Consider the following 23,488-nt stretch of genomic DNA (forward strand, 5'->3'; position numbering starts at 1 on the left):
AGCGTACTGGCAATGACGCGGTCAACGCGTCACGGCACGATCCGGACGACGACGCGCTTGTACCGCGTCAGCGCCGGCGTCCCCCGGTCCGTCACGGCCGCGATGAAGTGGGTCGTCTGCGGCTCGTCGACCTCTGGCGCCCGGAGGTACACCCTCCAGAGGTTCTCGGCGTAGAGATCGATGGGCTCCGCGTACGTTCCGGGCTCGGGGTAGTGCGTCCAGAGGAACGTCAGCGCGTCGCCGTCGGGGTCGGTGGCCTCGCTCGCGTCGAGCACGAACGGCTCGCCGGAGCGGACCGTGATCTCCTCCGTCGGCGGGACCACGGGCGGGTGATTCGCCTCGGCGTACGGGCTCACCGTCCAGTCCATCCGCGCCGCGAAGTCGTTCTGGATCGCGTCGCGCCAGCGCCACAGCGTCACCTTGTTGTCCTCGATGACGGCCGTGTCGGGGCGGACGGACCGGCCGTACGCGTTCGGGAGATACGGGACGTAGCGGTCGTCGGCGTTCGTCCAGATCGGCCGCGGCTCGGGCGCGACGGGGACGCCCCCTGTGAACCCGTCGCGGTTGAGGGCCTCGTCGGCGGGCCGGTACAGTTCATAGCGGCCGCCCCACCCGCCCCAGTCCGGGCGGTCGGGAACGCTCAGGCCGTTCGGGATGAGGGCGAGGAACGTCGGCGTGTCGCCCTCGACGCCCCACGCCACGTCGGGGTAGACGGCGCCGAGCGGGCCGTGCCCCTGCTGGACGTGTTCGGCGAGCCACGCGTTGCCGATCGTCGCGTTGTCGATGCCCTCGACGACAGCGTTGATCCCCGTCCACGTCGCCGTGTCGTAGCCGCCGGGACTGACGATGTAGAAGAGGTCCGGGAACTCGGTCCGGATCCAGATCGCGCTTTCGTCCTGGTCCGAGATCGTGTAGACCCGGAGCTTCGCGACGAGCCGGTCGACCTCGGCCTCGGGCCGCGTCTCGCGGAGCCGGTAGAGCGCCTGGGCGAGCGTGTTCGGCCCGCCCCATACGCCGACCCACAGCGGGCGGTCGTCCTCGCGCTCCAGGACCTCGAGGATCCAGTCGGAGCCCTCCGAGTCCTTGCCGGCGCCGACGCCGCCCATCCCGTACTCCGGCAACCCGGTCTTGACGAGAGACTGGAGCGCCCGGGCCGTCGGATAGCCCGACTCGTGGAGCAGGAGGTTGGGCCGGGCCTCGCCATACGCACCGATCACGCGCTCGATGGACTCCGGGTGGACGCGGTCCTTCATGTGGACCGACGTCGTGGCGATGATCCCCTCGACGTCGATCTGGTTGGCGTACAGGAGGAGCCGGACGAGCGACTGGGTATCGTCGGGGTCGGCCTCCATGTCGGTGAGAACGAGGAGCCGGTGCGGCGGCGTCTCTTGCGCAGCGAGCGGCTGCCCCCCGAGGCAGACGAGAAGGAGAAGGCTCCGGAGCGTCTTCATTCCGAGCAAATCGGGATGGCGGAGTGGATGCCGAGGCAGAGGGCCGGAACCGTTCACTGGAGGTCCAGCCGTGACGGCCGGCATCAGCCGGTACGACACGGCGAACGGCTACAGCGGAACGTTGGGGACACGGGCGTCGTCGGGGTCGGCCCAGCGGTCGTTGGGGATGAGTGGCGTCCAGCCCGGGCGGAGCGGGTCCTGGTCGTAGGGGTACGTCCCGAGGCGGAGGTAGAGCTCGTGGTACTCGGCCAGCTTGTCGCGGTCGAGCTCGACGCCGAGGCCGGGCGCGGTCGGGACGGCGATGGCGCCGTCCTCGTACGTCATCTTCCCGCCCACGATCACGTCGTCGGTGAGGTGGTGGTAGTGGGCGTCGGCGGCGAACGAGAGGTTCGGGAGGACGGCCCCGAGGTGGAGCATCGTCGCGAGCTGGATCCCGAGCTCGCCCGACGAGTGGACGGCCACGCCGAGCTGGAACGTCTCGCACACGCCGGCCGCCTTGAGGCACGGCCGGATGCCGCCCCAGAACGTCGTGTCGAGGAGGATCACGTCGACCGCCGTGCAGAGGGCGTTCGCCGAGAGCTGCTCGAAGTTGACGACGACCGTGTTCGTCGCCAGCGGCATCGACACCTTCTCGCGGACGCGCCGCATGCCGTGGAGCCCGAAGACCGGGTCCTCGAAGTAGTCGTTGCGGACGTCGGCGATCTGCTGGCCGAACCACATCGCCTGCTCGGCCGACCACACGCCGTTCGGGTCAAACCGGAACGAGTCGCCGTCGAGCGCCTCGGCGACGGCGCGGTAGCAGGCCAGCTCGTGCTCGGGCGCGAACACGCCGCCCTTCAGCTTGTGCGACGTGAAGCCGTACGCGGCCTTGAGCCGCTCCGCCTCGGCGACCAGCTGCTCGACCGTGCGGACCTCGCCGGTCCCGTCCTTCGGGTGCGGGTAGCGGAAAAAGAGGTACGACGCGAACGCGACGCGGTCGCGGAGCCGTCCGCCCAGGATCTCGGAGACGGGGACGCCCCACTTTTTTCCGAGCAGGTCGAGGCAGGCGAACTCGATGGCCGCCATGACCTGCGTCCGGTTGTTGTAGAGCGAGGCCGTCGGGTTCGAGATCGCGAACCGGAGCTCCTCGATCCGCGACGGGTCGCGGCCGAGGAGGAGCGGCTTGAGGCCCTCGAAGGCGGCAACGGCGCTCTCGCCCCCGCCGCCCATCTCGCCGAGGCCGACCAGCCCGCAGTCGGTCTCGATCTCGACGATGGTCCGGACGAACCGGCCCCAGTGAGACCCGTTGGCATGACGCAGCGGGGCCTCCAGCGGCACCGTCACCGGTGTCGCGCGGATGTCCGTGATGCGCATCCCGCTACCGGCAGCGTGCCGTGCGGGGGGGGCGAGGTCGAGCGAGGGGGAGTACACGGGGGGAGGGAGCTAGTCGGCGACGCGAACGACGGCGCCGAAGGCCGGCTTCGGAGCCCCGTCGCGGTCGAACAGGAGCGGGTGGTTGGTCCGGCCGGGGATCGGGAAGCCGTTCTTCCACGAGTCGCCGTCGGTGACGCCCCAGAAAGTGACGCGCGAGATCGAGTCCTTGTGGTCGAGGAGGACCTCGAACAGCTCGGCGTAGCGGTCGGCGAGCGCCTGCTGCATCTCGGGCGGGAGGCCGTCGGTGTAGGGGTCGAGGTCGGCGGCGCCCTCCTCGCGCCGGCTCACGTCGGCCGACTGGCTGCCGCGGCTGGGGAGCACGTCGATCTCGAGCTCGGTCACCATGACGTCGCCGACCTCGGCGAAGGCGCGGATCGTCGAGTCGAGCTGCGCGACCGTCGGCCAGTCCATGTGGGCGTGCAGCTGCGTGCCGATGCCGGTCACGCGGACGCCGGCGTCCTGGAGCGAGCGGACGAGGCGGACGGCGCCGTCGCGCTTCGGCTTGTTCTCCAGCGAGTAGTCGTTGTAGTAGAGCTCGGCGTCGGGGTCGGCGGCGTGGGCGAAGCGGAAGGCGTGCTCGAGGTAGTCGTCGCCGATGATCCGGCGCCACGGCGAGTCGCGGAGCGTGCCGTCCTCGTTGAGCGCCTCGTTGACCACGTCCCACCCGTCGACGCGCCCTCGGTAGCGGCCGACGACCGTCGAGATGTGGTCCTCCATCCGCGCCAGCAGCGCCTCACGCGTGAGCGGGTCGCCGTTCTCGTCCTGGAACACCCAGCGCGGCGTCTGGCTGTGCCACACGAGCGTGTGGCCGAGGATCCACATGTCGTTGGCCTCGCCGAACTCCACGTAGGCGTCGGCGCCCTCGAAGTCGTAGACGCCGGGCTCGGGGTGGAGTGACTCCCACTTCATGACGTTCTCGGGCGAGATCGCGTTGAACTGGGCCGCGACGATGGGCCGGGCGCGGTCGTCCTGGTCGGTGTACTGGCGCTCGTTGAGCGCGACGCCCATGAGGAAGGCGTCGGCGTAGGCGTCCTTGAGCGTCGGCATCGCGGCGTCGGTGCCCGCCTCGGGGGCGTCGCCGAGGCGGTCAGAGTCGGTGGAGGCGCAGCCGGCGGCCACGAGGGCCGCCAGCGCGAGGACGGAGATGGAGGGGCGGAGGGTCATCAGGAGACGGGGACGGGGTCGATCATGACGTCGGCGGTGCCCCCGCCGCCCTGGCGGCGGGCGGCGAGTTCGGCATCCATCCGCTCGTTGAGCGACTTCGAGATGGGGTAGAACAGCATGCAGAGCACGCCGAGGGCGAACGGGATGCCCGAATAGATGGAGACCATGTACCGGATGCCCTCCAGCACCTCGGGCGCGCGGGCCGTCGCCTCGGAGTACCCGTAGGCGGCGAGGATCCACCCCGCGAACGCGCCGCCGAGGCCGAGGCCCGCCTTCAGCGCGAAGATGATCCCGGCGTAGACGAAGCCGGTCGCGCGGCGGTAGTTCTTCCACTCGGAGTAGTCGGCCGTGTCGGCGATCATGGCCCAGAGGAGCGGGATCGTCGGGCCGTAGAACAGGTTGCCGAGGACGGCGAGCGCGAACATCGCCGTCGTGGCCGTCGGGTCGAGGAAGAAGAACAGGAACTGGACGAGGGCGGCGCCCGCCAGCCCGACGGTGAATACGAGCTTCTTCCCGAACCGGTCGGCGAGGGGCTTCGCCGCGAGCACGCCGAAGATGTTCATCAGCGTGCCCGTCATGTTGAACAGGCTGAAGCCGACGGCCGTCGGGTCGTCGCCGGGCGTGAGGATGAGCCCGAACGTGTCGAGGATCCGTCCCCCGAGGCCGAACTCGGTGTCCGTCGAGAACAGGCCGAACGACTGGACGAGGTCCCGGAGCGCCTCCGAGTCGACGAAGTACGTGAAGTAATAGTAGTACGACGAGCCCCGCAGCGAGAGCGTGATGAACACGAACAGCGTCATCCCGAACATGGCCAGCCACGGCACGTTCGTCTTGAGGTCGCGGAAGTCCTGCTTCGCGTCCGACTTCTGCTCCGGCGGCGGCACGACGCGCTCGCGAACGCTGAAGAACGTGACGACGAAGAAGGCCATCGCGATGAGCGCGTAGATCCCGATCGTGATGGACCAGCCGAGCCCCTCGTCGACCGTCCCGTCCGGCTGCGCCCCGAACTTGTTGACGAGCGGGAGCGTGAGGCCCTGGACCACGAACGTGGCCACCATCGCCGCGAAGAACCGGTACGACGACAGGCTCGTCCGCTCGCTCGAGTCGCTCGTCATGACGCCGTTGAGCGCCGAGTACGGCACGTTGTTCATCGTGTACGCCATCATCAGCAGCGTGTAGGTCGCGATGGCGTAGACGAGGCGGCCGGTGTCGCTGAAGTCGGGGACCGTGAACGCGAGCCAGAACAGCCCGCCGAACGGGATCGCGCTCCACAGGAGCCACGGCCTGAACTTCCCGAACCGCGTCTTCGTCCGGTCCGAGATGATCCCCATGATGGGGTCCGTGATCGCGTCGCTGAAGCGGACCAAGAGGAGCATCGTCCCCAGCGCCGCGGCGCTGATCCCCATCACGTCGGTGTAAAACCCGGCCTGAAAGATGATGAGGAGTTGGAAGACGAAGTTGGCCGAGGCGTCGCTCAGGCTGTAGCCGACCTTCTCTCCGACGGAGAGTTTGACGTGGGCCGGGTCGGCCGAGGCCGTAACGGGGGTGGCGGTCATGCGGGGGGATCAGGGGGTGACGCGGGGCACGGCCGGCGAGCGGTCCGCGTCACGCGGGAGAAGGCGACCGGAGGGAGCAGCCGGTTCGACGTTGAGCGCGGTGCCGGTCGGCCGAGAGGCTAACGCCACCGGGCAGCGGTCCCGGCCGTCCGTTTCAGGCCGGGGCCGGTCGCGCGCGTCGCAAAGCGCTTCCGAACGCGGCGCCAGAGACGGGATCTGACGGGCCGGCGCGCGGTCCGCGAGGCGCCCCTCCCCCGCCTCGGTCGATCCGGACCCGAGGCCGCCGACCACGCGGGACGTGGCGGACCGAGGGGGCTCAGAGAGGGCGGGGGCCGACGGGTGCACGAGGGGGGCGTCGAGGCGGAGAACGCGGAGGGGTCGGGCGGCATGAGAAGTCGGTCCCCGCCTTGACGGGTCTTCCCGGGACCCCTACCTTGCGGACAAGTGATATTATCACTGGAAACCGGTTTCAGTCAAGGAAAGCCGCTATGCCTTCACCCCTCGGGCGCGTCTCTAAGACCACCCTCTCCGACGACCTCACCGACCGCCTCCTCCAGATGATCCGGAGTGGCGAGTACCAGCCTGGGGACCGCCTCCCGGCCATCATGCAGATGGCCCAGAGCTTCGGCGTCGGCCACCCGACGCTCCGCGAGGCGCTCCGGAAGCTCGAGGTCATCGGGGCCGTCGAGATCCGCCACGGCTCGGGCGTCTACGTCAAACGCGGCGAGGACATGCTCCTCGTCCGAAACCCGACGTTCGGCGGCAACGTCACGCAGAAGCTGCTGCTCGACCTCGTCGAGGCGCGGATCCCGATCGAGACGCGCACGATGGCCCTGGCCGCGACCCACGCCACCGACGAGAACCTCGACCGGATGGCCGAGCTCCTCGACCAGGCCGAGGCCCACCTCCAGGACGACGCGAAGCTCAGCGAGGTGAACATGGAGTTCCACCACGAGATCGCCGTGGCCTCCGGGAACGCCGTCCTCGCCCAGCTCCAGGAGGTCCTCTCGCGGCTGTTCCAGACGGAGCAGCGGCTCATCCTCGACATCTACGGGTCGCGCGAGCGGGACCACCGCGAGCACGTCGAGCTCCTCGACGCGCTCCGCCAGCGCGACCCGGAGCTCGCGGAGCGCCGGATGCACGACCACCTCAGCGGCGTGCGCGACGTCGTGCTCCAGTGGGACCCCGACCAGACGCCCCTCGCGTGACGCACCGCCGCGCCCTCGCCGGCTGGAGCCTGGCGCTCGCCCTCCTCGGCGCGGCCTGCACAGGGCCGGCCTCGGTCAGCTCCCGCGGGCCCGCGGCCCTCGCCCAGCCCTGCCCCGACGGCGCCCTCGTCTGCACCGAGGCGAGCCCGGGCCGCCTCGCCCTCATCGCCGACGGCCAGCCCGCCGCTCTCCACGCCGACGCGTCCGACGACGCGGGCGTGCTCCGCGCCGTCCGCAACCTCCAGTCCGACCTGGGGCGCGTGGCCGGTGGTTCCGTTGCGCTTGAGCTGGAAGCGCTCCCGTCGTCCGGCCCCGCCGTGATCGTCGGGACGTTGGGGCAGAGCGCACTCGTCGACCGGCTCGTAGCGGAAGGCAAGGTGGACACGACGGGCGTCTCCGGACGGTGGGAGGCGTTCGTCCAACAGACCGTCGAGGCGCCGTTCCCCGGCGTCGACCGCGCGCTCGTGATCGCCGGGAGCGACCGGCGCGGGACCATCTTCGGCGTCTACGACCTCGCCGAGGCGATGGGCGTCTCGCCCTGGCACTACTGGGCCGACGTCCCGGTCCAGCCGCAGGCGGCCCTCTACGTCTCGCCCGGCCGGCGCGTCGAGAGGCCCGCCGTCCGCTACCGCGGGATCTTCCTCAACGACGAGGAGCCGGCCCTGGGCACCTGGGCCCGCGAGACCTACGGCGGCCTCAACGCCGCCTTCTACGAGGACGTCTTCGACCTCATCCTCCGCCTCAAGGGCAACTACCTCTGGCCGGCGATGTGGGGCAAGTCGATCTACGACGACGACCCCGCCGCGCCCGAGCTGGCCCACGAGATGGGCGTCGTCCTTGGCACGAGCCACCACGAGCCGCTCTCCCGCGCCCACGTCGAGTGGGAGCGCTACGGCGACGGCGCGTGGAACTACGAGACGAACGCCGACGCGCTCCAGGCCTTCTGGCGGACCGGGATCGAGCGGATGGGCGACAACGAGAGCCTCGTGACCGTCGGCATGCGCGGCGACGGCGACGAGGCCATGTCGGAGGGGACGGCTATCGACCTGCTCGAGACCATCGTGGCCGACCAGCGCGACATCATCGCAGACGTGACCGGCCAGCCTGCGGAGGAGACGCCGCAGGTGTGGGCGCTCTACAAGGAGGTCCAGGACTACTACGACCAGGGCATGGAGGTGCCGGACGACGTCACGCTCCTCTTCGCCGACGACAACTGGGGCAACATCCGCCGCCTGCCGGACCCCGACGCCGCGCCCCGCGCCGGCGGCTACGGCGTGTACTACCACTTCGACTACGTCGGCGCGCCGCGGAGCTACAAGTGGATCAACAAGACGCAGATCGAGCGCGTCTGGGAGCAGATGCACATGGCCTACGAGCACGGGGCCCGCGAGATCTGGGTGGTCAACGTCGGCGACCTCAAGCCGATGGAGTATCCCATCTCGTTCTTCCTCGATTACGCCTGGGACCCCGACGCGTGGCCGGCCGAGCGCCTGCCCGAGTACCCGCGCCAGTGGGCCGTGAAGCAGTTCGGCGAGGCCCACGCCGACGAGATCGGCCGGCTCCTCCAGACGTACACCCGGTTCAACAGCCGCCGCACCGCCGAGCTCCTCACGCCGACGACCTACAGCCTCACCGGCTACCGCGAGGCCGAGCGGGTCGTCGATGACTACAACGCGCTCCTGACCGACGCCGAGCGGGTCGGCGAGCAGCTCCCGGCGGCCCACCAGGACGCCTACTTCCAGCTGGTCCTCCACCCCATCGTCGCCAGCGCGAACATCAGCGAGCTGTACGCGACGGTCGGGCTGAACCGGCTCTACGGGGCGCAGGGCCGCGCCGCGACCAACGCCCTCGCCGATCGCGCCCGCCAGCTGTTCGAGCGCGACGACGCCATCGACGCGCAGTACCACGCGCTGGGTGGCGGCAAGTGGAACCACATGATGTCGCAGGTCCGGATCGGCTACACGAGCTGGAACGACCCGCCGGAGGACGTGATGCCGGAGGTCGAGACGGTCCGCCTCGGGGACGCCGCGGAGATGGGCGTGGCCGTCGAGGGCTCCTCCGGCTGGTGGCCCGAGGCGGACGCCGAGGCGGTGCTGCCCGAGCTCTCGCCGTACGGGCCGGACGACGTCTACGTCGAGGTCTTCAACCGGGGGACGGCGCCGTTCCGCTACACCGTCGAGACCGGCGCCGACTGGCTGACCGCCAGCGAACCGGCCGGCGAGGTCGACCAGCAGACGCGGATCTACCTGAGCGCCGACTGGGACGCCGCGCCCGACGGCCGCCAGCGGGTGCCCGTCACGATCACGGGCGCGGGGCGGACGGTGACGGTGCAGGTGCCTGTCTTCAACCCGTCGCCCGCCGGCATCACCGGCTTCGTCGAGAGCAACGGCTTCGTCTCGATCGAGGCGCCGCACTTCGACCGTGCCGTGGTCGGGGACGAGATCTCGTGGCAGGTCATCCCCGGCCTCGGGCGGACGCTCTCGGCCGTGACGCCGATGCCGACGACCGCCGACGCGCAGACGCCGGGCGGCGACAGCCCGCACCTCGCCTACCGCATCTATGTCCACGAGGCGGGCGAGGTCGAGGTCGCGGCGACCTTCTCGCCGTCGTTCGACACCCAGGGGCCCGACGGCCTCCGCTACGCCGTCTCGTTCGACGACGCGCCGCCGCAGACGCTCGTGATGCACGACGAGGGCTCGATGCTCCCCGACGTCTACCACGCCGACTGGAGCCGGATGGTGTCCGACAACGCCCAGACCTCGACCTCGACGCACGTCCTCGACACGCCGGGCGAGCACGTCCTCCGGTTCTGGATGGTGGACCCGGGCGTCGTGCTCCAGAAGCTCGTCGTGGCGACCGACGACCTGCCGCCGAGCTACCTCGGCCCGCCCGAGAGCCCCCGCGTCCCGGGCCCCACCGCCGCCCGCTAACGACTGCCCTTCCGATGACGACCCCTCGCGGCCTGTGGGCCGCTCTCTTCGCCCTCGCCCTGACCGTGCCGGCGTGCGTCTCCGCCGACGCCTCTCGCTCGACCGCTGCCTCGCCCGTCGTGGCCGACGGCACGGCCCGGTTCGAGTCGTTCACGTACACCGGCGACGACGCGGTGTACAAGGAGCGCGTGCCCGGCCCAGGCCAGTTCACCAACCCGGTCCTCGCCGGCTACTACCCGGACCCCAGCATCGAGCAGGTCGGCGACGACTACTACCTCGTCAACTCGTCGTTCGCCCACACGCCGGGCATCCCGATCTGGCACAGCCGCGACCTCGTGAACTGGACGCAGATCGGGCACGCGCTCACGCGGCCGGCGCAGACGCCGTTCGAGGACATCGGCATCTCGCGCGGCATCTTCGCCCCGACGATCCGCTACCACGACGGGACGTACTACATCATCACGACGTGGATCGACAGCGGCGGCAACGCGATCATCACGGCGGAGGACCCGGCCGGTCCGTGGTCGGACCCGATCTGGCTCGACTTCGGCGGCATCGACCCGGACTTCTTCGTCGACGACGACGGCCGGGCCTACGTGGTCAACAACGACGCGCCGATCGGCGAGCCGCTGTACTCCGGCCACCGCGCGCTGTGGATCCAGGAGCTCGACCTCGAGACGATGGCGATGGTCGGCCCGCGCGAGCTGATCGTGAACGGCGGCGTCGACATCACCGAGCAGCCGGTCTGGATCGAGGGGCCGCACATCTACAAAAAGGACGGGATGTACTACCTCGTCTGCGCCGAGGGCGGGACGAGCGTGAACCACTCGGTCGTCGTGTTCCGCGCGGAGACCGTGTGGGGCCCGTGGGAGCCGTGGGACCAGAACCCGATCCTCACGCAGCGCCACCTCGACGACGAGGCCCGCGACTTCCCGATCACGTCGGTCGGCCACGCCGACTTCGTGCAGACGCCGGGCGGCGACTGGTGGGCCGTCTTCCTCGGGACGCGGCCGTACCGCGGCAACGAGTACAACACGAACCGCGAGACCTTCCTCCTGCCGGTCGACTGGCCGGAGGGCGGCTGGCCGATGATCATCGACCCGGACACCCGCGCCGAGGTCCCCTACATCGTCGACCGCCCGGACCTCCCGGAGGGCGACGCGCCCTACCCGACGTCCGGCAACTTCACGATCACGGACGACTTCGAGGACGGCCTCGACATCTACTGGACGTCCCTCCGCAGCTCGTCCTACGACTGGCGCCGCCTCGACGACGGCGCGCTCGTGCTCGACGCCCAGCCCGTCGGGCTGTGGGAGATGGGCGTGTCCTCGTTCGTCGGCCGCCGCCAGCAGCACCTCACGATGTCGGCCGAGACGACCGTCTCGTTCGACCCGCAGACCGCGTCCGAGCGGGCCGGGCTGGCGGCGTTCCAGCAGGACGAGGCGCACCTCCTCCTGAGCGTCGGCCTGCGCGGCGGCGAGCGCGTGGTCGAGGTCGAGCGCCGGTTCCAGGGCGAGGCGACCACGCTCGCCTCGGCGGCGCTCCCGGGCGTCGGCCCGGTCCGCCTCCGCGTCGAGGCGGACGGACCCGACTACGCCTTCTCGTACGCCGTCGCCGACGGCGGCTGGCAGCCGCTCGCCGCCGACGTCGACGGCAGCATCCTGAGCACCCAGCGGGCCGGCGGGTTCGTCGGCGTCCTCCTCGGGATGTACGCGTCGTCGGCCCACCCGGCCCCGCCGCTCCCCTAGCCCGCCGGGCTCGGATCGTTCTCTCGTCGTTCCCCGTCCTTGGTGTGGCCCCGTCCTCGCCCGGGCGGCCTCCACGGCGCCGGCCTCGGCGCCGGCCTCTCCGCAGCACTTCCGCTTCCCCCGACTTCGACAGTTCCATGAGCGTCCTCATCGGCGACACCGAGTATTTCCCCGAGATCAGCCAGATCGCCTACGAAGGCCCGGACTCGGACAACCCCCTCGCGTTCAAGTACTACGACGCGGACCGCGTGGTGGCCGGCAAGTCCATGAAGGACCACTTCCGGTTCGCCGTGGCCTACTGGCACGCCTTCAACCAGACCGGCGCCGACCCCTTCGGGCCGGGCACGATCGCGTTCCCATGGGACGAGGCCGACTCGGCCGAGCAACGGGCCCGCGACAAGATGGACGCGGCGTTCGAGTTCATCACCAAGCTCGGCGTCCCGTTCTACTGCTTCCACGACGTCGACCTCGTGGACGAGGGCGACAGCCGGGCTGAGACGCGCACGCGGCTCCAGGGCATCGTCGACTACGCCAAGGAGAAGCAGGAGGCCTCGGGCGTCCAGCTCCTCTGGGGCACGGCCAACCTGTTCTCGCATCCGCGCTACATGAACGGGGCCTCGACGAACCCCGACTTCGGCGTCGTCGCCTACGCGGCGTCGCAGCTCAAGGACGCCATCGACGCGACGATCGAACTGGGCGGGAAGGGCTACGTGTTCTGGGGCGGCCGCGAGGGCTACATGAGCCTGCTCAACACCGACATGAAGCGGGAGACCGAGCACCTCGCCCGGTTCCTCCAGATGGCCCGCGACTACGCCCGGTCGAACGGGTTCGACGGCACCTTCTTTATCGAGCCGAAGCCGATGGAGCCGTCGAAGCACCAGTACGACTACGACGCGGCGACGGTCATCGGCTTCCTCGAGCGCTACGGGCTGGCGGACGACTTCAAGATCAACCTCGAGACGAACCACGCCACGCTCGCCGGCCACACCATGGAGCACGAGATGCAGGTGGCCGCCGACGCCGGCATGCTGGGCAGCCTCGACGCCAACCGCGGCGACTACCAGAACCAGTGGGACACGGACCAATTCCCGACCAACCTCAACGAGACGGTCGAGATGATGCTGGTCCTCCTCCGGTCGGGCGGCCTCCAGGGCGGCGGCATCAACTTCGACGCGAAGGCGCGGCGGAACTCGACGGACTTCGTCGACCGGTTCTACGCCCACATCGGCGGGATGGACGTCTTCGCGCGGGCGCTCGTCATCGCCGACAACCTGATGCAGAACTCGGCCCTGGAGTCGATGCGGACGGAGCGCTATGCCAGCTTCGACAGCGGCGACGGCGCGACGTTCGAGAGCGGCGAGATGACGCTGGAGCAGCTCGCGGCGCTCGGCGACGAGGGCGGCGAGCCGGCCCTGACGAGCGGCCGACAGGAGCTCTACGAGAACCTGATCAACCAGTACATCCGCTAGCCCCGTCCGGACCGCGACCGAGGCCGCCTCGGTCGTGGCGCCGGGCCCCTCCGCCTGTGTCATCCTGAGCGGAGGGCGAAGCCGGAGTCGAAGAGTCTCTAGCGAGCACGGCGTTCGGAGGGCGCTCCCGGTGACGGCCCGAGACGGAGTCGCACTAGAGATCCTTCGACTCGCTCCACTCGCTCAGGATGACACGAGTGGACGACGTCTCATTCCGACCCCATGCCCTTCTTCCTCGGCCTCGACACCTCCACCACCGCCACGAAAGCCGTCCTCGTCGACGACGCCGGGCGGTTCGTCGGCGAGGCGGCCACGGCCCACGCCGCGCCGGCTTCGCCCGTCCCGTTCGGCAGCGAGCAGGACCCGGCCGACTGGTGGCGCGCGACGCGGGCCAGCATCCGCGACGTCCTCGACGAGACCGGCGTGACGGGCGACGACGTGGCCGGCGTCGGGCTCACGGGCCAGATGCACGGGCTCGTCATGCTGGACGAGGCGGGCCACGTCCTCCGCCCGGCGCTCTTGTGGAACGACGGCCGCGCCTACGCCGAGTGCGACACGATCCGCGAGGCCGTCGGCGGGCTCGACAGGCTCGTGGAGCTGACGGGCAACGACGCCTTCGCCGGGTTCACCGCGCCGAAGCTCCTGTGGGTGCGGGCGCACGAGCCGGAGACCTTCGGCAAGACGGCCCGCATTCTGCTCCCGAAGGACTACGTCCGCCTCTGCCTCACGGGCGAGTACGCGATGGACCGCGCCGGCGGCGGCGGGACGCTTCTGTTGGACCTGGAGTCGCGGGACTGGTCGGGGGCCCTCCTGGACGCGCTCGACCTCGACCCGTCGCTCCTGCCCCCGACGTTCGAGGGAACGGCCGTCACCGGCCAGGTCAGTGCCGAGGCGGCCGAGGCGACGGGGCTCAAGGCCGGCACGCCGGTCGTGGGCGGCGGCGGCGACCAGGCCGCGCAGGGCGTCGGCGTCGGCGCCGTGGAGCCCGGGACGTGGGCCGTGACGGTCGGCACGTCGGGCGTCGTGTTCGCGTCGTCGGCGGAGCCGCGCGTGGCGCCGGGCGGGAAGGCCCACGCGTTCCCGCACGCGGTCCCGGGCCTGTGGCACGTCATGGGCGTGATGCTGGCCGCCGGCGACAGCCTCGCGTGGCACCGCGACACGGTCGCCCCGGGCGTGTCCTTCGACGACCTCACGGCCGAGGCCGCCGACGTGCCGCCGGGCGCCGACGGCGTGGCCTTCCTCCCCTACCTCTCGGGCGAGCGGACGCCCCACGCCGACGTCCACGCGCGCGGCGGCTTCCTCGGGCTCCGCCGCCCCCACGGCCGCGGCCACCTTACGCGGGCCGTGCTGGAGGGCGTGGCCTTCGGGCTGAAGGACAACTTCGGGCTGCTCGTCGAGGCCGGCGTGCCGGCGCCCGAGCGGGTCCGCCTCTCGGGCGGCGCGGCCAAGAGCCCGCTCTGGAGCCAGATCCTGGCCGACGTGCTCGACGCGTCGCTGGAGGTCCCGGCCGTCGGCGAGGCCGCCGCGCTCGGCGCCGCGCTCCTGGCCGGCGTCGGGACCGGCGCCTGGGCCTCGGCCGAGGCCGCGACGTCCGCCGCCGTCCGGATCACCAAGACGACCGAGCCGCGCGATGCCGCGGCCTACGACGAGGCCTACGCCCGCTTCCGCCGACTCTACCCGGCCCTCCAGGGGCTCTGGGACCCGCAGGCGTAGGCACGACACCGCAGGTCCGCCTGCCTCGGCGCGTTCACCGGCCTCCCGCCACGCTCCCCACGATCCATGACCTATCGCAGACTCGGAAAGACCGGCTGGGACGTCTCGGCCGTCAGCTTCGGCGCCTGGGCCATCGGCGGGAGCTGGGGCTCCGTCGACGACGACGAGTCGCTGGCGGCGCTCCACCGCGCCGTCGAACTGGGCGTCACGTTCTTCGACACGGCCGACGTGTACGGCGACGGGCGGAGCGAGCAGCTGCTGGCCCAGCTCAAGAAAGACCACCCCGAGATCCGGATCGCCACGAAAGCCGGCCGCCGGCTCGACCCGCATGTGGCCGAGGGCTACACCCGCGAGAACCTGACGGCCTTCGTCGAGCGGAGCCTGAGAAACCTCGACACCGACGCGCTCGACCTCGTCCAGCTCCACTGCCCGCCCTCGGAGGTGTACTACCTCCCGGAGACGTTCGGCGTCCTCGACGACCTCACCGAGGCGGGCAAGGTGAGGCACTACGGCGTGAGCGTCGAGAAGGTCGAGGAGGCGCTCAAGGCGGTGGAGTACCCGAACGTGGCGACGGTCCAGATCATCTTCAACCTGTTCCGCCAGCGGCCGGCGGACCTGTTCTTCGAGCAGGCGCAGAAGCGGGACATCGGCGTCCTCGCTCGCGTCCCGCTCGCCTCGGGGATGCTGACCGGAAAGATGACGCCGCGGACGACGTTCGAGGCCGACGACCACCGCGCGTTCAACCGGCACGGCGAGGCGTTCGACCGCGGCGAGACGTTCGCGGGCGTCGACTACGACGCGGGCCTCCAGGCGGTCAAGGAGCTGAAGGAGATCGTGCCGGAGGGCCTCAGCCTCGTCCAGTTCGCGCTCCGCTGGATCCTGATGTTCGACGCCGTCTCGTGCGCCATCCCCGGCGCCAAGAGGCCGTCGCAGGCCGAGGAGAACGTCTCGGCCGCCGACCTCCCCCCGCTCACCGACGCGCAGATGGAGGCCGCGCGCGCGGTCTACGACCGCCACGTCCGCGCCCAGGTTCACCACCGCTGGTAGTCCCATGCCCCGCCTCCTCCGCCTCGGCGCCGCCGTCGCGGCCCTCACCGCCCCGCTCGCCGCCCAGACTGTCGACGACGGCTACGAGATCGGGACGTGGCAGGGCTTCCGCGACGGCGCCGTCACGATCTCGTTCGACGACAACACGGCGAACCAGCTGCCGGTCGCCCTCCCGATCCTCGACGCGGTTGGCCTCAAGGCCACGTTCTTCGTCACGACCAACTGGGTCGGCGGCCAGTGGCCGGGCTTCGCTGCGGCGGCCGCCAACGGGCACGAGGTGGCCGTCCACACGCGGTCGCACCCGGACCTCTCGACGCTGACGGTCGAGCAGCAGCGGGCGCAGCTGGAGGGGGCGCGCGACGCCATCCTCGCCAACGTCCCCGAGGCGGAGGCGCTCACGTTGGCCTACCCGTTCTGCGTCCCCGGCGACCGCGCGCTCGTCGAGGAGCTCTTCATCGCCGCCCGCGTGTGCTCCGGGCAGATCGACCGGGCGACGCCGGCCGACCTCTACGCCACGAGTTCGTACGTCATTGGGGCGGAGGTGAACCGGACGACAGCGGCCTCGCTCAACGCCCTCGCCGACGCGGCCGCGGCCCAGCGCGGCTGGGCGACGTACCTCCTCCACGGGATCGACGGCGACGGCGGCTACTCGCCCTTCCCGTCCGATGAGTTGGAGACGCACGTCGCGTACCTCGCCGCCAACCCCGACAAGTTCTGGGTCGCGACCTACGTCGACGTCGTCCGCTACCTCCGCGAGCGCGACGCCGCCTCCGTCACGGAGCTCTCGGCGACCGACGACGCAATCACCGTCGAGATCACCGACGACCTCGACGACGCGATCTACACCACCCCGATCACGGTCCGCCGCGTGTTGCCCGACGACTGGGAGGCCGCGACGGTGGCGCAGGATGGAGCCCCCGTCCCCGCCGCGATCATCCAGGCCGGCGCCGAGACGTTCGTCGAGTTCGACGTCGTCCCGGACCGCGGCACCGTGACGCTCACGAAGAGCGACGCCACATCGCCCGCCGGGGCGCCCGAGGCGGGCCCGTCGTACGTCGTCGGGAGCCGGCCGAACCCGTTCCGCGGGCGGACGACGTTCGTCTACGAGGTCGGCGAGGCGGGGCCCGTCACGGTCGAGGTGTACGACCGGCTCGGCCGCCGGCTCGAGACGCTGGTGGACGCCGTGCTCCCGGCCGGCCGGCACGTCGTGACGTGGGACGCCTCGCGCTACGGCGCGGGCGCTTACACGTACCGCCTCCATGCGGGCGGTCGCGCCGACGCCGGGCAGACGACGCTCGCACGGTAGGCCCGCCTCGGGCTGTGTCCCAGACGGACCTCCGCCCCGCCGGCACCGAGCGCCAGCGGGGCGGAGCGACTCGCGAGCGGGTTGGGCTAGCGGAGGACGGTGACCGTCCGCGACCGCCGGACGTCACCGGCCGTCAGGCGGACGACGTAGACGCCGGCGCTGAGGCCGTCCGTCGACACGTCGAGGCGGCCGGCGTTGGCGGGCCGCTCGGCCGTCCGGACCACGCGGCCCAGCGCGTCGACCAGCTCGACCCGGACCTCCGCGGCCTGCGGCACCGAGTACTCGAGCGTGAGGTTGCCGGCCGTCGGGTTGGGGAACGCGTCGAGGTACGGCCCGCGGACGCCGGGCTCGGTGCTCACGCCGTCGCGCGGGAGCCGGACGGCGAACACGCCGCGCGAGTCGCGGATCGGCTGGCTGGCGAACCACCGGCCGTACTCGGCGACGTAGATGACGCCGTCGGCCATCACGGCGTCGATGGGGAACACGAAGTCGACCGCGACGGCCTCGGTCGAGACGGTGTAGCCCTCCTCGCCCTTGTCGAGGTCAATGAAGACGAGGTCGCGGCCGTCGCTGGGGAACCCGCCGCGGGCGCCGGCGAAGCCGAGCAAGAACCCGCCGCCCTGGAGCCGACCGGCCAGCGCCATCTCGGTGTCGAAGACGATGCCCTGCGGCGACCGGCCGCCGGAAAACGACGTGACGCTGACCCCCTCCTCGCTGGCGTCGCGGACGGCGCCCGTGACCGGGTCGATGAACTTGTCGGCGTACGGCCCGACGTTCGGGATCGGCTCGACGAACGTCACGCCCTCCGGAGGAGCGGGGTAGCCCGGGTCGTTGCTGAAGTAGCACCCGGTATCGGCCGGGTTCGGGTTGCAGACCTCGGGGACGAGCGGGTCGTCGTTGGGTCCGTCGTACCCGTACGGCGCGCCGTACGGGCTGAACTGCATCGGCGTGTCGTTGCCGCCGATCCGCCAGGGGAACCCGTAGTGCTCGCCCTCCCGGTACCAGTTGAGCTCGCCCGGGTCGTCCCGGTCGCCGGCGTTGTCCGGGCCGATGAGGTCGCCGTTCGGAGCGAACGCGAGGTCGAACGTGTTCCGGTTGCCCTCGGCGTAGACGTAGCCGGCCTCCTTGAGCGCCTGGCGGTCGTTGGGCAGCACGATGTCGGTCCCGTCGGTGGGGACCTTCAAGAGCACGGCCGTCAAGGCCTCCTCTCGGACGCCCCCGTAGCTCTCGCCGTGGTCGGTCCGCGAGCCGGAGTTGACGATGAGCGTCGAGCCGTCCGGCGTGACGACCGCCCCGTTGGCCCGGTGGTCGAAGTAGGTGTAGCTGAGGAGGTAGGGCTCCGTGGTCGCGACCGTCGCCCAGTCCCACCCGTCGCCGTTCGGCGTGCCGCGCCGGATCACGATCCGCGTCTGCGTATCGCCCACCTCGTCGTTGCCGACAAGGTAGAGGTTGCCCTCCGGGCCGAACGTCATGCCGATGGCGCGGGGCGCCCCGTGCTCCTCGTGCGTCGTGACCGCGACGGGGTCGAACGTGCCGCCCTCGTTCGGAACGAGACGGTAGATCGTGCTGGTCGAGCCCGGGGTACGCCCGTCCGGCTGGCTGGTGGCGAGGACGTAGAGCGTGCCGTCCGTCGGGTCGCGGTCGATCCGGATCGGCCGCTCGTCGGACTGGCCTCCGGGAATGTTGGCTACGCGTTCGACCTCAACGCCGTCCATCACCGCGCACGGTGGTTGGACGAAGAGGCCGCAAGTGGGGTCAGGCTGGCCAGTCGCCGCCGTGGAGACGCCCACAAGGGCGAGGAGGATGAGGAACGAACGGATCATGGGAGGCAAACTGGCTTCGGGGTACGGGTTAGCGCGCTGTGCGTGTGAGGTCGTCGGCGGCGAGGGCGGCGTAGAGGAAGAGCGGGGCCATCGGGATGACGTACTCGCCCTCGTACCAGAGGAACGGCCAGTCCTCCTGGAGCTCCGGGAAGTCCGGCTGGACGACGACGAGGCCGGGGACCGGGCCGCCGGGGATGAAGGAGTAGTCGGCGCGGTTCATCCCGTAGGCGACCGTCTTGCTCCGCGCGCCGATGCCGGAGATCATCGAGACGTCGCTGCCGGGGTGCCGGCCGAGGACGTACTCGACGCCGCGGAGCGCGGGCTCGGGCCCGACGAGGTCGGGGAAGGCGCGGTGGAGGATGTGGTTCGTCATGGCGAACTGGAGCGCCCCGCCGGCGCCGCCCCATCCGCCCATCCCGACGGGCACGCCGTACGGGTTCTCCGCCTCCACCTCGGCGAGCCCGTCGGCGTACTCGGCCACGCCCTCACGGACGCGCTCGCGGAAGCCGTCGTCCATGTGCGGCATCGCGCGGACGAAGAGTGGCGCGGCGAACCCGAACATCCGCCCCTCCATCTCCCCGACCATCTCGGCGATCCGGTCGGCGTACGTCGCGTCGCCCTCGGTCGCGAGGAGGAGCTCGACGGCCGCGCCCAGTTCCTCGGCCGGGAGGAAGCCGCCCGTCGTGTTGCCGTGGCGGAAGAGGATCGGCTCGAGCCGGGCGTGCTCCTCGTCCCACACCCGGATCGCCGTCTGGAGCGCCTTCTCGGCGAGGTCGTCGCGGTAGCCGCGGAGGACGCGGCTGGCGGCCGCCAGCGCCGCGATCGACCCGTAGTCGAGCGCGGTCGACTTGCTGGTGAAGGCCCAGCGGTCGTCGAACGTGCCCGACCGATCGCCGCGGACCTCGAGGCTGTCGAGCGTCGGGTCGTAGACGCGATTGTCGGTCTTGGTCAGCCCGTCGCCGAGGTGGTGGTACTGGTGGAGGTGGGCCTCGACGATGCCCGGGATGGCGTGGCCCACGGCGTCGTACTGCGCTTGGAGTTGGAGGACGCCGTGCTCGACCTGCTGGAGCACGTCCGGAATCCCGTCGGGCGTCCGCATCTCGACGTAGCGGTCGTCCTGCTTTACCGTCGTCTCGTCCCAGTCGACGCCGAACGTCTCGTGGAGGAGGACGAGGTCGGAGACGGTCGCGTACTGGCTCTGCGTGCGGATGTCGTAGTCGCCCGCGTCGTACCACCCGCCGACGGCGAGGCCGGGGATGTGCTCGCCCGGCTCGTACGGCGTGTCCGTCGTCGGGCCCTGGGCGAACAGGTCGAAGTGCTCGTGGTTGACGGGGGCCTGCAGCGCGTCGTCGAGGTGGGAGGCCCCGTGCCACACGCGGTACCGGTCGTTGACGAACATGTGGTCCATCTGGACCGGCATGAACGTGTCGAGCGTCGCGCTCCACAGCGACGGCCCGTAAACGTCGTCGGCGATGCGGAACGGCTCGGTCGTCTCGCTGCCCGTCGACAGCGTGTAGACGCCGGGCTCGGTGACGTCGGAAAAGTCGAACGTGGCGTACTGGTAGCGGAGGAAGCCGCCCCAGGGCTCGGCGGCGGCCCGCTTCGCCTCGGTCGTCGTCCCATCGGCTTCGATCCGGGTGAGCGTGACGACGGGCGCGGGATCGGCGGCCGGGTCGAGCTCGATGACGGCGCTCTTCGGCTGCCCCGGCGCGTAGCCGACCTGCGAGTGGCCGATGACGGGCGCGCGTTGCCAGCCGGGCGTCCGGCTCGGCGTGAGCGTCCACTCGAGGACGGTCCCGGTCTCACCGGCCGGCAGGAGGGAGCGGACGACGAACCAGCCGTTCTGCGCCCGGTTGCGGCCGTCGTAGAGCGCGAGCGTCGCGCCGTCGTGGGCCTCGATCGTCACGCGGCGCTCCGCGTCCTCCGGGGCGAGGACGAGCGTCGCGCCCTCCGCCAGCGGCTGCGGCTCGTAGCGGCCCATCCACTCGTCCCACGCCATCGGCCCGACGGGCGAGCGGGGGAACTGCCCGGGCCGGCCGTCGGCGAGGTACGCCTTCCCGAAGTACGCCGACGGCAGGAACTCCAGGTTGAACCCGGCCCGTCCCTCAAGCGCTTCCGGAACGGGCTCCGAGAGAACGACGCGGATCGTCACGCCGCCCTCCGGCCGCGCCTCCGTCTCCACCTCGTACTCGAAGTCGTAATCGGGGTACGCGCTCGTCGCCGAGATCACACCGGCCTCGCGGTCGACGGCCCGCTCGCCAAACTCCGGCGTCGGGTCCCACTGCTCCGGCGCGTTCGAGAGGCGGACGTCGCCGTTCGTGCCCGTCCGCACGCCGTGGTGGATGAGCTCGACCCCGCTCAGCTTGGAGTCGCTGAACAGGCCGCTGTAGCGGTTGTTGTAGACGAGGACGTCGACGCTCTCCGAGTCGAAGTACTCGCGGTCGTGGATCTGGAGCGGGGCGTCCTGCGCGGTGACGGCGGCGGCGAGGCCCCAGAGAAGCAACAGGCGGGCGGTCATGTCGGGTGATCGGGTGACCTGATCAATATCGGGACACTCGCCGGGCCCGACAGCGCTTCCACAGAAGAAATGAAACGTTTCAGCCCCCTCCCGGTGCCCCCGAGGCGACCCGACCCTTTAGCGCCGGGCGGGGCCGGTGGCCCCGATGGGCGGCAGGCTCGCCAGGAGCGCGCGCGCCTGCGCGTGGTCGGGCTGGACGTGGAGGAGCGCCTCGACGGCCCCGCGCGCCTCGGCGTACCGCTGGGCGAAGGCATAGGCCACGCCGAGGTTGTAGAGCACCTGCGGATTGCCCGGTGCGAGCGCGCGGGCCTCCTCGTAGTAGCCGATCGCCTCCGGCACGTCGCCGCGCCGGACCTCGACGGCGCCGAGCATCGAGAGCGGGTCGGGCGAGCGCGGCTCGCGCTCGGCGGCCTTGCGGAACGCGTCCGCGGCCTCGTCGAGGCGGCCGGCGCGGAAGTACACGCCGCCCAGCCCGAGGTACGGCTGGCCGAACATCGGGTACGCCGAGACGACGGCCTGCCGGGCCTGGAGCGCGGCCTCCAGATCCCCCTGTTGCTCGTAGACCGTCGCCAGTTCGCCCGTCGCGTCGAGCCACGGGGCCTCATTCGTGTACAGCGCCTGGACGATCCGGTCGAACGGCGTCCGCACCGTCAGCGTGTCGCCGCGGCGGACGGGCTGGCCCTCGGGGACGAACGGCCAGTACGACGTCATCCGCCGGACGCGGAGGAGGCCGACGAGCGAGTCGGCCGGGGTGAGCGGGAGGTCGCGCCGGGCGAGGTCGTCGGGAACGGCCCGGCTCCAGTCGCCGATGGCGCCGGCCTCGCGGAGGGCGTCGTAGAAGGCGTCTGCGATGAGGAAGTAGCCGTCGAGCGTCGGGTGGAGGTGTTCGAGCATGTGCTCCTTCCCGATCGTCCCGCCCGGTGCCTCTTGGCGGAGGCGCGCCTCCGCCGCGACGACGGTCGCCCCATGCGCCGCGGCGACGTCGCGGATGACGGCGTTGATCGCCCTCGGCGCGCGGAAGCGGAGGGCGTCGCGATCCCGCGCGGCGACGAACGCCTCGCGCGCCGCCGCCGTGTCGCCCAGGGCCTCCTCGACCCGGGCGAGCGCGTAGAACCCGTCGGCCGCGAGCGAGTCGAGCCGGACCGCCTCAGCGAATGCGGCGCGCGCCTCGGCGAGATCACCGCGCCGGCCTGCCCCGACGCCTCGGTCGTACGCCTCCCGCCACGCCGCTTCGTCGGTGCCCGCGGCGAACGCGCTCACGAACGGCCGTTGGTCCCGCTCGTTCGACGCGACCGTCGCGATGAACACGGGGACGCCGGCTCGCTCGTAGGTCGCGAGGAGGTCGGAGAGGTTCGACCGGAATTGCCGCAGGCCGAGCTCGTACTCCGGTGAGCCGTAGGGGACCGTCTGCTCCCCGGCCATCTGCGCCATCATGGTGCCGCCGTCGGCCTCCCCTCCCCCATCCGGCGTGGGTGCCTCCGCGCCTCCGCCGAGGCCGGCGAGGACGTTCCGGAGAAGCTGGACGGTCCGGACGTGCCGCAGTCTCAGGTACACGTTGACGAGGCCGCGGAACCGACCCAGCGACTCCGCCGAGCCGACCCCGAGCGCGCCGTAATACTCGTTGTGGCCGGCGTAGATCAGGACGGCGTCCGGCTCCTGGGCCACGATCTCGTCGGCGAGGTCGAGGAGCGTGTACGAGCTCACGGCGTCCATCGCCGTGTTGATGACCTCGATCGTCCGGTCGGGGAAGGTGTCCTGGAGGCGCCGCTCCAGCATCCGCGAGAACGCGCCGCCGCCGTAGAAGGGGAAGCCGGCCGCCGTCGAGCCGCCCTGCACGAAGACGCGGTACTCGTCGTCGCCCTTCTGGGCGGCGAACACGTCGTGGAGCGGCGCGGGGACGCTCGCCTGCTGCGCGAAGTAGCGCCGCGCGATGTCGGCGTTGCGAACGAGGTACTGTGGGTTCTCGTCGAGCGGCTCGAAGAGCGGGTAGTCGTCGCCGTAGTCCGCCAGCCGGAGCCCGCCTTCCAGCACGGCGAAGAACAGGACGGGGATGAGCAGCATCACCCCGGTGAACACGATCCGCCGCCGCCGCGAGAGGACGGGGGCCGGAGGCGGGGCGGGGGCGGTGCGAGCGCTCATCCG

Annotated in this window: 14 protein-coding genes; 7 read left to right on the top strand and 7 right to left on the bottom strand. The window is 71.3% G+C overall.

Annotation, left to right across the window (positions count from 1 at the left end):
• Positions 1-29 precede the first annotated feature (29 nt).
• From BSZ37_RS00390 to BSZ37_RS00405, 4 genes are all read right to left on the bottom strand, one after another.
• Positions 30-1,451 carry a DUF1593 domain-containing protein gene (locus tag BSZ37_RS00390; protein WP_095508643.1) on the bottom strand — a complete coding sequence of 474 codons (1,422 nt, stop codon included), beginning with the start codon at positions 1,449-1,451 and terminating at the stop codon, positions 30-32.
• A 108-nt stretch (positions 1,452-1,559) separates the two neighbouring features.
• The gene (locus BSZ37_RS00395; RefSeq protein ID WP_095508644.1) at positions 1,560-2,804 is read right to left on the bottom strand and encodes an enolase C-terminal domain-like protein; all 1,245 of its coding nucleotides are present in this window, start codon (positions 2,802-2,804) and stop codon (positions 1,560-1,562) included.
• Positions 2,805-2,873: 69 nt separating this feature from the next.
• Positions 2,874-4,028, bottom strand: coding sequence for an endo-1,4-beta-xylanase (locus BSZ37_RS00400; protein ID WP_095508645.1), 1,155 nt, complete (start codon positions 4,026-4,028; stop codon positions 2,874-2,876).
• On the bottom strand, positions 4,028-5,584 hold the full coding sequence (locus BSZ37_RS00405; protein WP_095508646.1) for an MFS transporter: 1,557 nt from the start codon (positions 5,582-5,584) through the stop codon (positions 4,028-4,030). The genes BSZ37_RS00400 and BSZ37_RS00405 overlap by 1 nt, the downstream gene beginning before the upstream one ends.
• Before the next feature lie 488 nt (positions 5,585-6,072).
• Between BSZ37_RS00405 and BSZ37_RS00410 the strand changes: the two genes are divergently transcribed.
• The 7 genes from BSZ37_RS00410 (at position 6,073) to BSZ37_RS00440 (ending at position 17,005) form a co-directional block, all read left to right on the top strand.
• A complete protein-coding gene (locus BSZ37_RS00410; RefSeq protein ID WP_095508647.1) occupies positions 6,073-6,792 on the top strand; it encodes a FadR/GntR family transcriptional regulator in 720 nt (239 codons plus the stop codon).
• Positions 6,789-9,722 carry a glycosyl hydrolase 115 family protein gene (locus tag BSZ37_RS00415; RefSeq protein WP_095508648.1) on the top strand — a complete coding sequence of 978 codons (2,934 nt, stop codon included), beginning with the start codon at positions 6,789-6,791 and terminating at the stop codon, positions 9,720-9,722. The genes BSZ37_RS00410 and BSZ37_RS00415 overlap by 4 nt, the downstream gene beginning before the upstream one ends.
• A 14-nt stretch (positions 9,723-9,736) precedes the next feature.
• On the top strand, positions 9,737-11,470 hold the full coding sequence (locus BSZ37_RS00420) for a glycoside hydrolase family 43 protein (protein ID WP_095508649.1): 1,734 nt from the start codon (positions 9,737-9,739) through the stop codon (positions 11,468-11,470).
• Between the two features lie 137 nt (positions 11,471-11,607).
• On the top strand, positions 11,608-12,939 hold the full coding sequence (gene xylA, locus BSZ37_RS00425) for a xylose isomerase (RefSeq protein WP_095508650.1): 1,332 nt from the start codon (positions 11,608-11,610) through the stop codon (positions 12,937-12,939).
• 222 nt (positions 12,940-13,161) lie between these two features.
• On the top strand, positions 13,162-14,652 hold the full coding sequence (xylB, locus tag BSZ37_RS00430; RefSeq protein ID WP_095508651.1) for a xylulokinase: 1,491 nt from the start codon (positions 13,162-13,164) through the stop codon (positions 14,650-14,652).
• Positions 14,653-14,718: 66 nt separating this feature from the next.
• A complete protein-coding gene (locus BSZ37_RS00435) occupies positions 14,719-15,699 on the top strand; it encodes an aldo/keto reductase (RefSeq protein ID WP_095508652.1) in 981 nt (326 codons plus the stop codon).
• 4 nt (positions 15,700-15,703) lie between these two features.
• The gene (locus tag BSZ37_RS00440; RefSeq protein ID WP_095508653.1) at positions 15,704-17,005 is read left to right on the top strand and encodes a polysaccharide deacetylase family protein; all 1,302 of its coding nucleotides are present in this window, start codon (positions 15,704-15,706) and stop codon (positions 17,003-17,005) included.
• A gap of 86 nt (positions 17,006-17,091) precedes the next feature.
• Here the strand turns inward: BSZ37_RS00440 and BSZ37_RS00445 are convergent, their stop codons facing one another.
• From BSZ37_RS00445 to BSZ37_RS00455, 3 genes are all read right to left on the bottom strand, one after another.
• On the bottom strand, positions 17,092-18,828 hold the full coding sequence (locus tag BSZ37_RS00445) for a T9SS type A sorting domain-containing protein (RefSeq protein ID WP_095508654.1): 1,737 nt from the start codon (positions 18,826-18,828) through the stop codon (positions 17,092-17,094).
• Between the two features lie 28 nt (positions 18,829-18,856).
• Positions 18,857-21,346 (bottom strand): glycoside hydrolase family 9 protein, encoded by a 2,490-nt coding sequence (locus BSZ37_RS00450; RefSeq protein ID WP_095508655.1) that lies wholly within the window; start codon positions 21,344-21,346, stop codon positions 18,857-18,859.
• A 117-nt stretch (positions 21,347-21,463) separates the two neighbouring features.
• A complete protein-coding gene (locus BSZ37_RS00455) occupies positions 21,464-23,485 on the bottom strand; it encodes an SGNH/GDSL hydrolase family protein (RefSeq protein ID WP_095508656.1) in 2,022 nt (673 codons plus the stop codon).
• Between the last annotated feature and the right edge of the window lie 3 nt (positions 23,486-23,488).

It is taken from the genome of Rubrivirga marina (assembly GCF_002283365.1).
Taxonomy (GTDB): domain Bacteria; phylum Bacteroidota; class Rhodothermia; order Rhodothermales; family Rubricoccaceae; genus Rubrivirga; species Rubrivirga marina.

What these genes read in the sequence shown, in the direction of transcription:
- BSZ37_RS00440 (WP_095508653.1), top strand. Translation starts at nt 15,704, where the DNA reads ATGCCCCGCCTCCTCCGCCTCGGCGCCGCCGTCGCGGCCCTCACCGCC.
- BSZ37_RS00400 (WP_095508645.1), bottom strand. Translation starts at nt 4,028, where the DNA reads ATGACCCTCCGCCCCTCCATCTCCGTCCTCGCGCTGGCGGCCCTCGTG.
- BSZ37_RS00390 (WP_095508643.1), bottom strand. Translation starts at nt 1,451, where the DNA reads ATGAAGACGCTCCGGAGCCTTCTCCTTCTCGTCTGCCTCGGGGGGCAG.
- BSZ37_RS00395 (WP_095508644.1), bottom strand. Translation starts at nt 2,804, where the DNA reads ATGCGCATCACGGACATCCGCGCGACACCGGTGACGGTGCCGCTGGAG.
- BSZ37_RS00420 (WP_095508649.1), top strand. Translation starts at nt 9,737, where the DNA reads ATGACGACCCCTCGCGGCCTGTGGGCCGCTCTCTTCGCCCTCGCCCTG.
- BSZ37_RS00435 (WP_095508652.1), top strand. Translation starts at nt 14,719, where the DNA reads ATGACCTATCGCAGACTCGGAAAGACCGGCTGGGACGTCTCGGCCGTC.
- BSZ37_RS00455 (WP_095508656.1), bottom strand. Translation starts at nt 23,485, where the DNA reads ATGAGCGCTCGCACCGCCCCCGCCCCGCCTCCGGCCCCCGTCCTCTCG.
- BSZ37_RS00445 (WP_095508654.1), bottom strand. Translation starts at nt 18,828, where the DNA reads ATGATCCGTTCGTTCCTCATCCTCCTCGCCCTTGTGGGCGTCTCCACG.
- BSZ37_RS00450 (WP_095508655.1), bottom strand. Translation starts at nt 21,346, where the DNA reads ATGACCGCCCGCCTGTTGCTTCTCTGGGGCCTCGCCGCCGCCGTCACC.
- BSZ37_RS00405 (WP_095508646.1), bottom strand. Translation starts at nt 5,584, where the DNA reads ATGACCGCCACCCCCGTTACGGCCTCGGCCGACCCGGCCCACGTCAAA.
- BSZ37_RS00410 (WP_095508647.1), top strand. Translation starts at nt 6,073, where the DNA reads ATGCCTTCACCCCTCGGGCGCGTCTCTAAGACCACCCTCTCCGACGAC.
- xylA (WP_095508650.1), top strand. Translation starts at nt 11,608, where the DNA reads ATGAGCGTCCTCATCGGCGACACCGAGTATTTCCCCGAGATCAGCCAG.
- xylB (WP_095508651.1), top strand. Translation starts at nt 13,162, where the DNA reads ATGCCCTTCTTCCTCGGCCTCGACACCTCCACCACCGCCACGAAAGCC.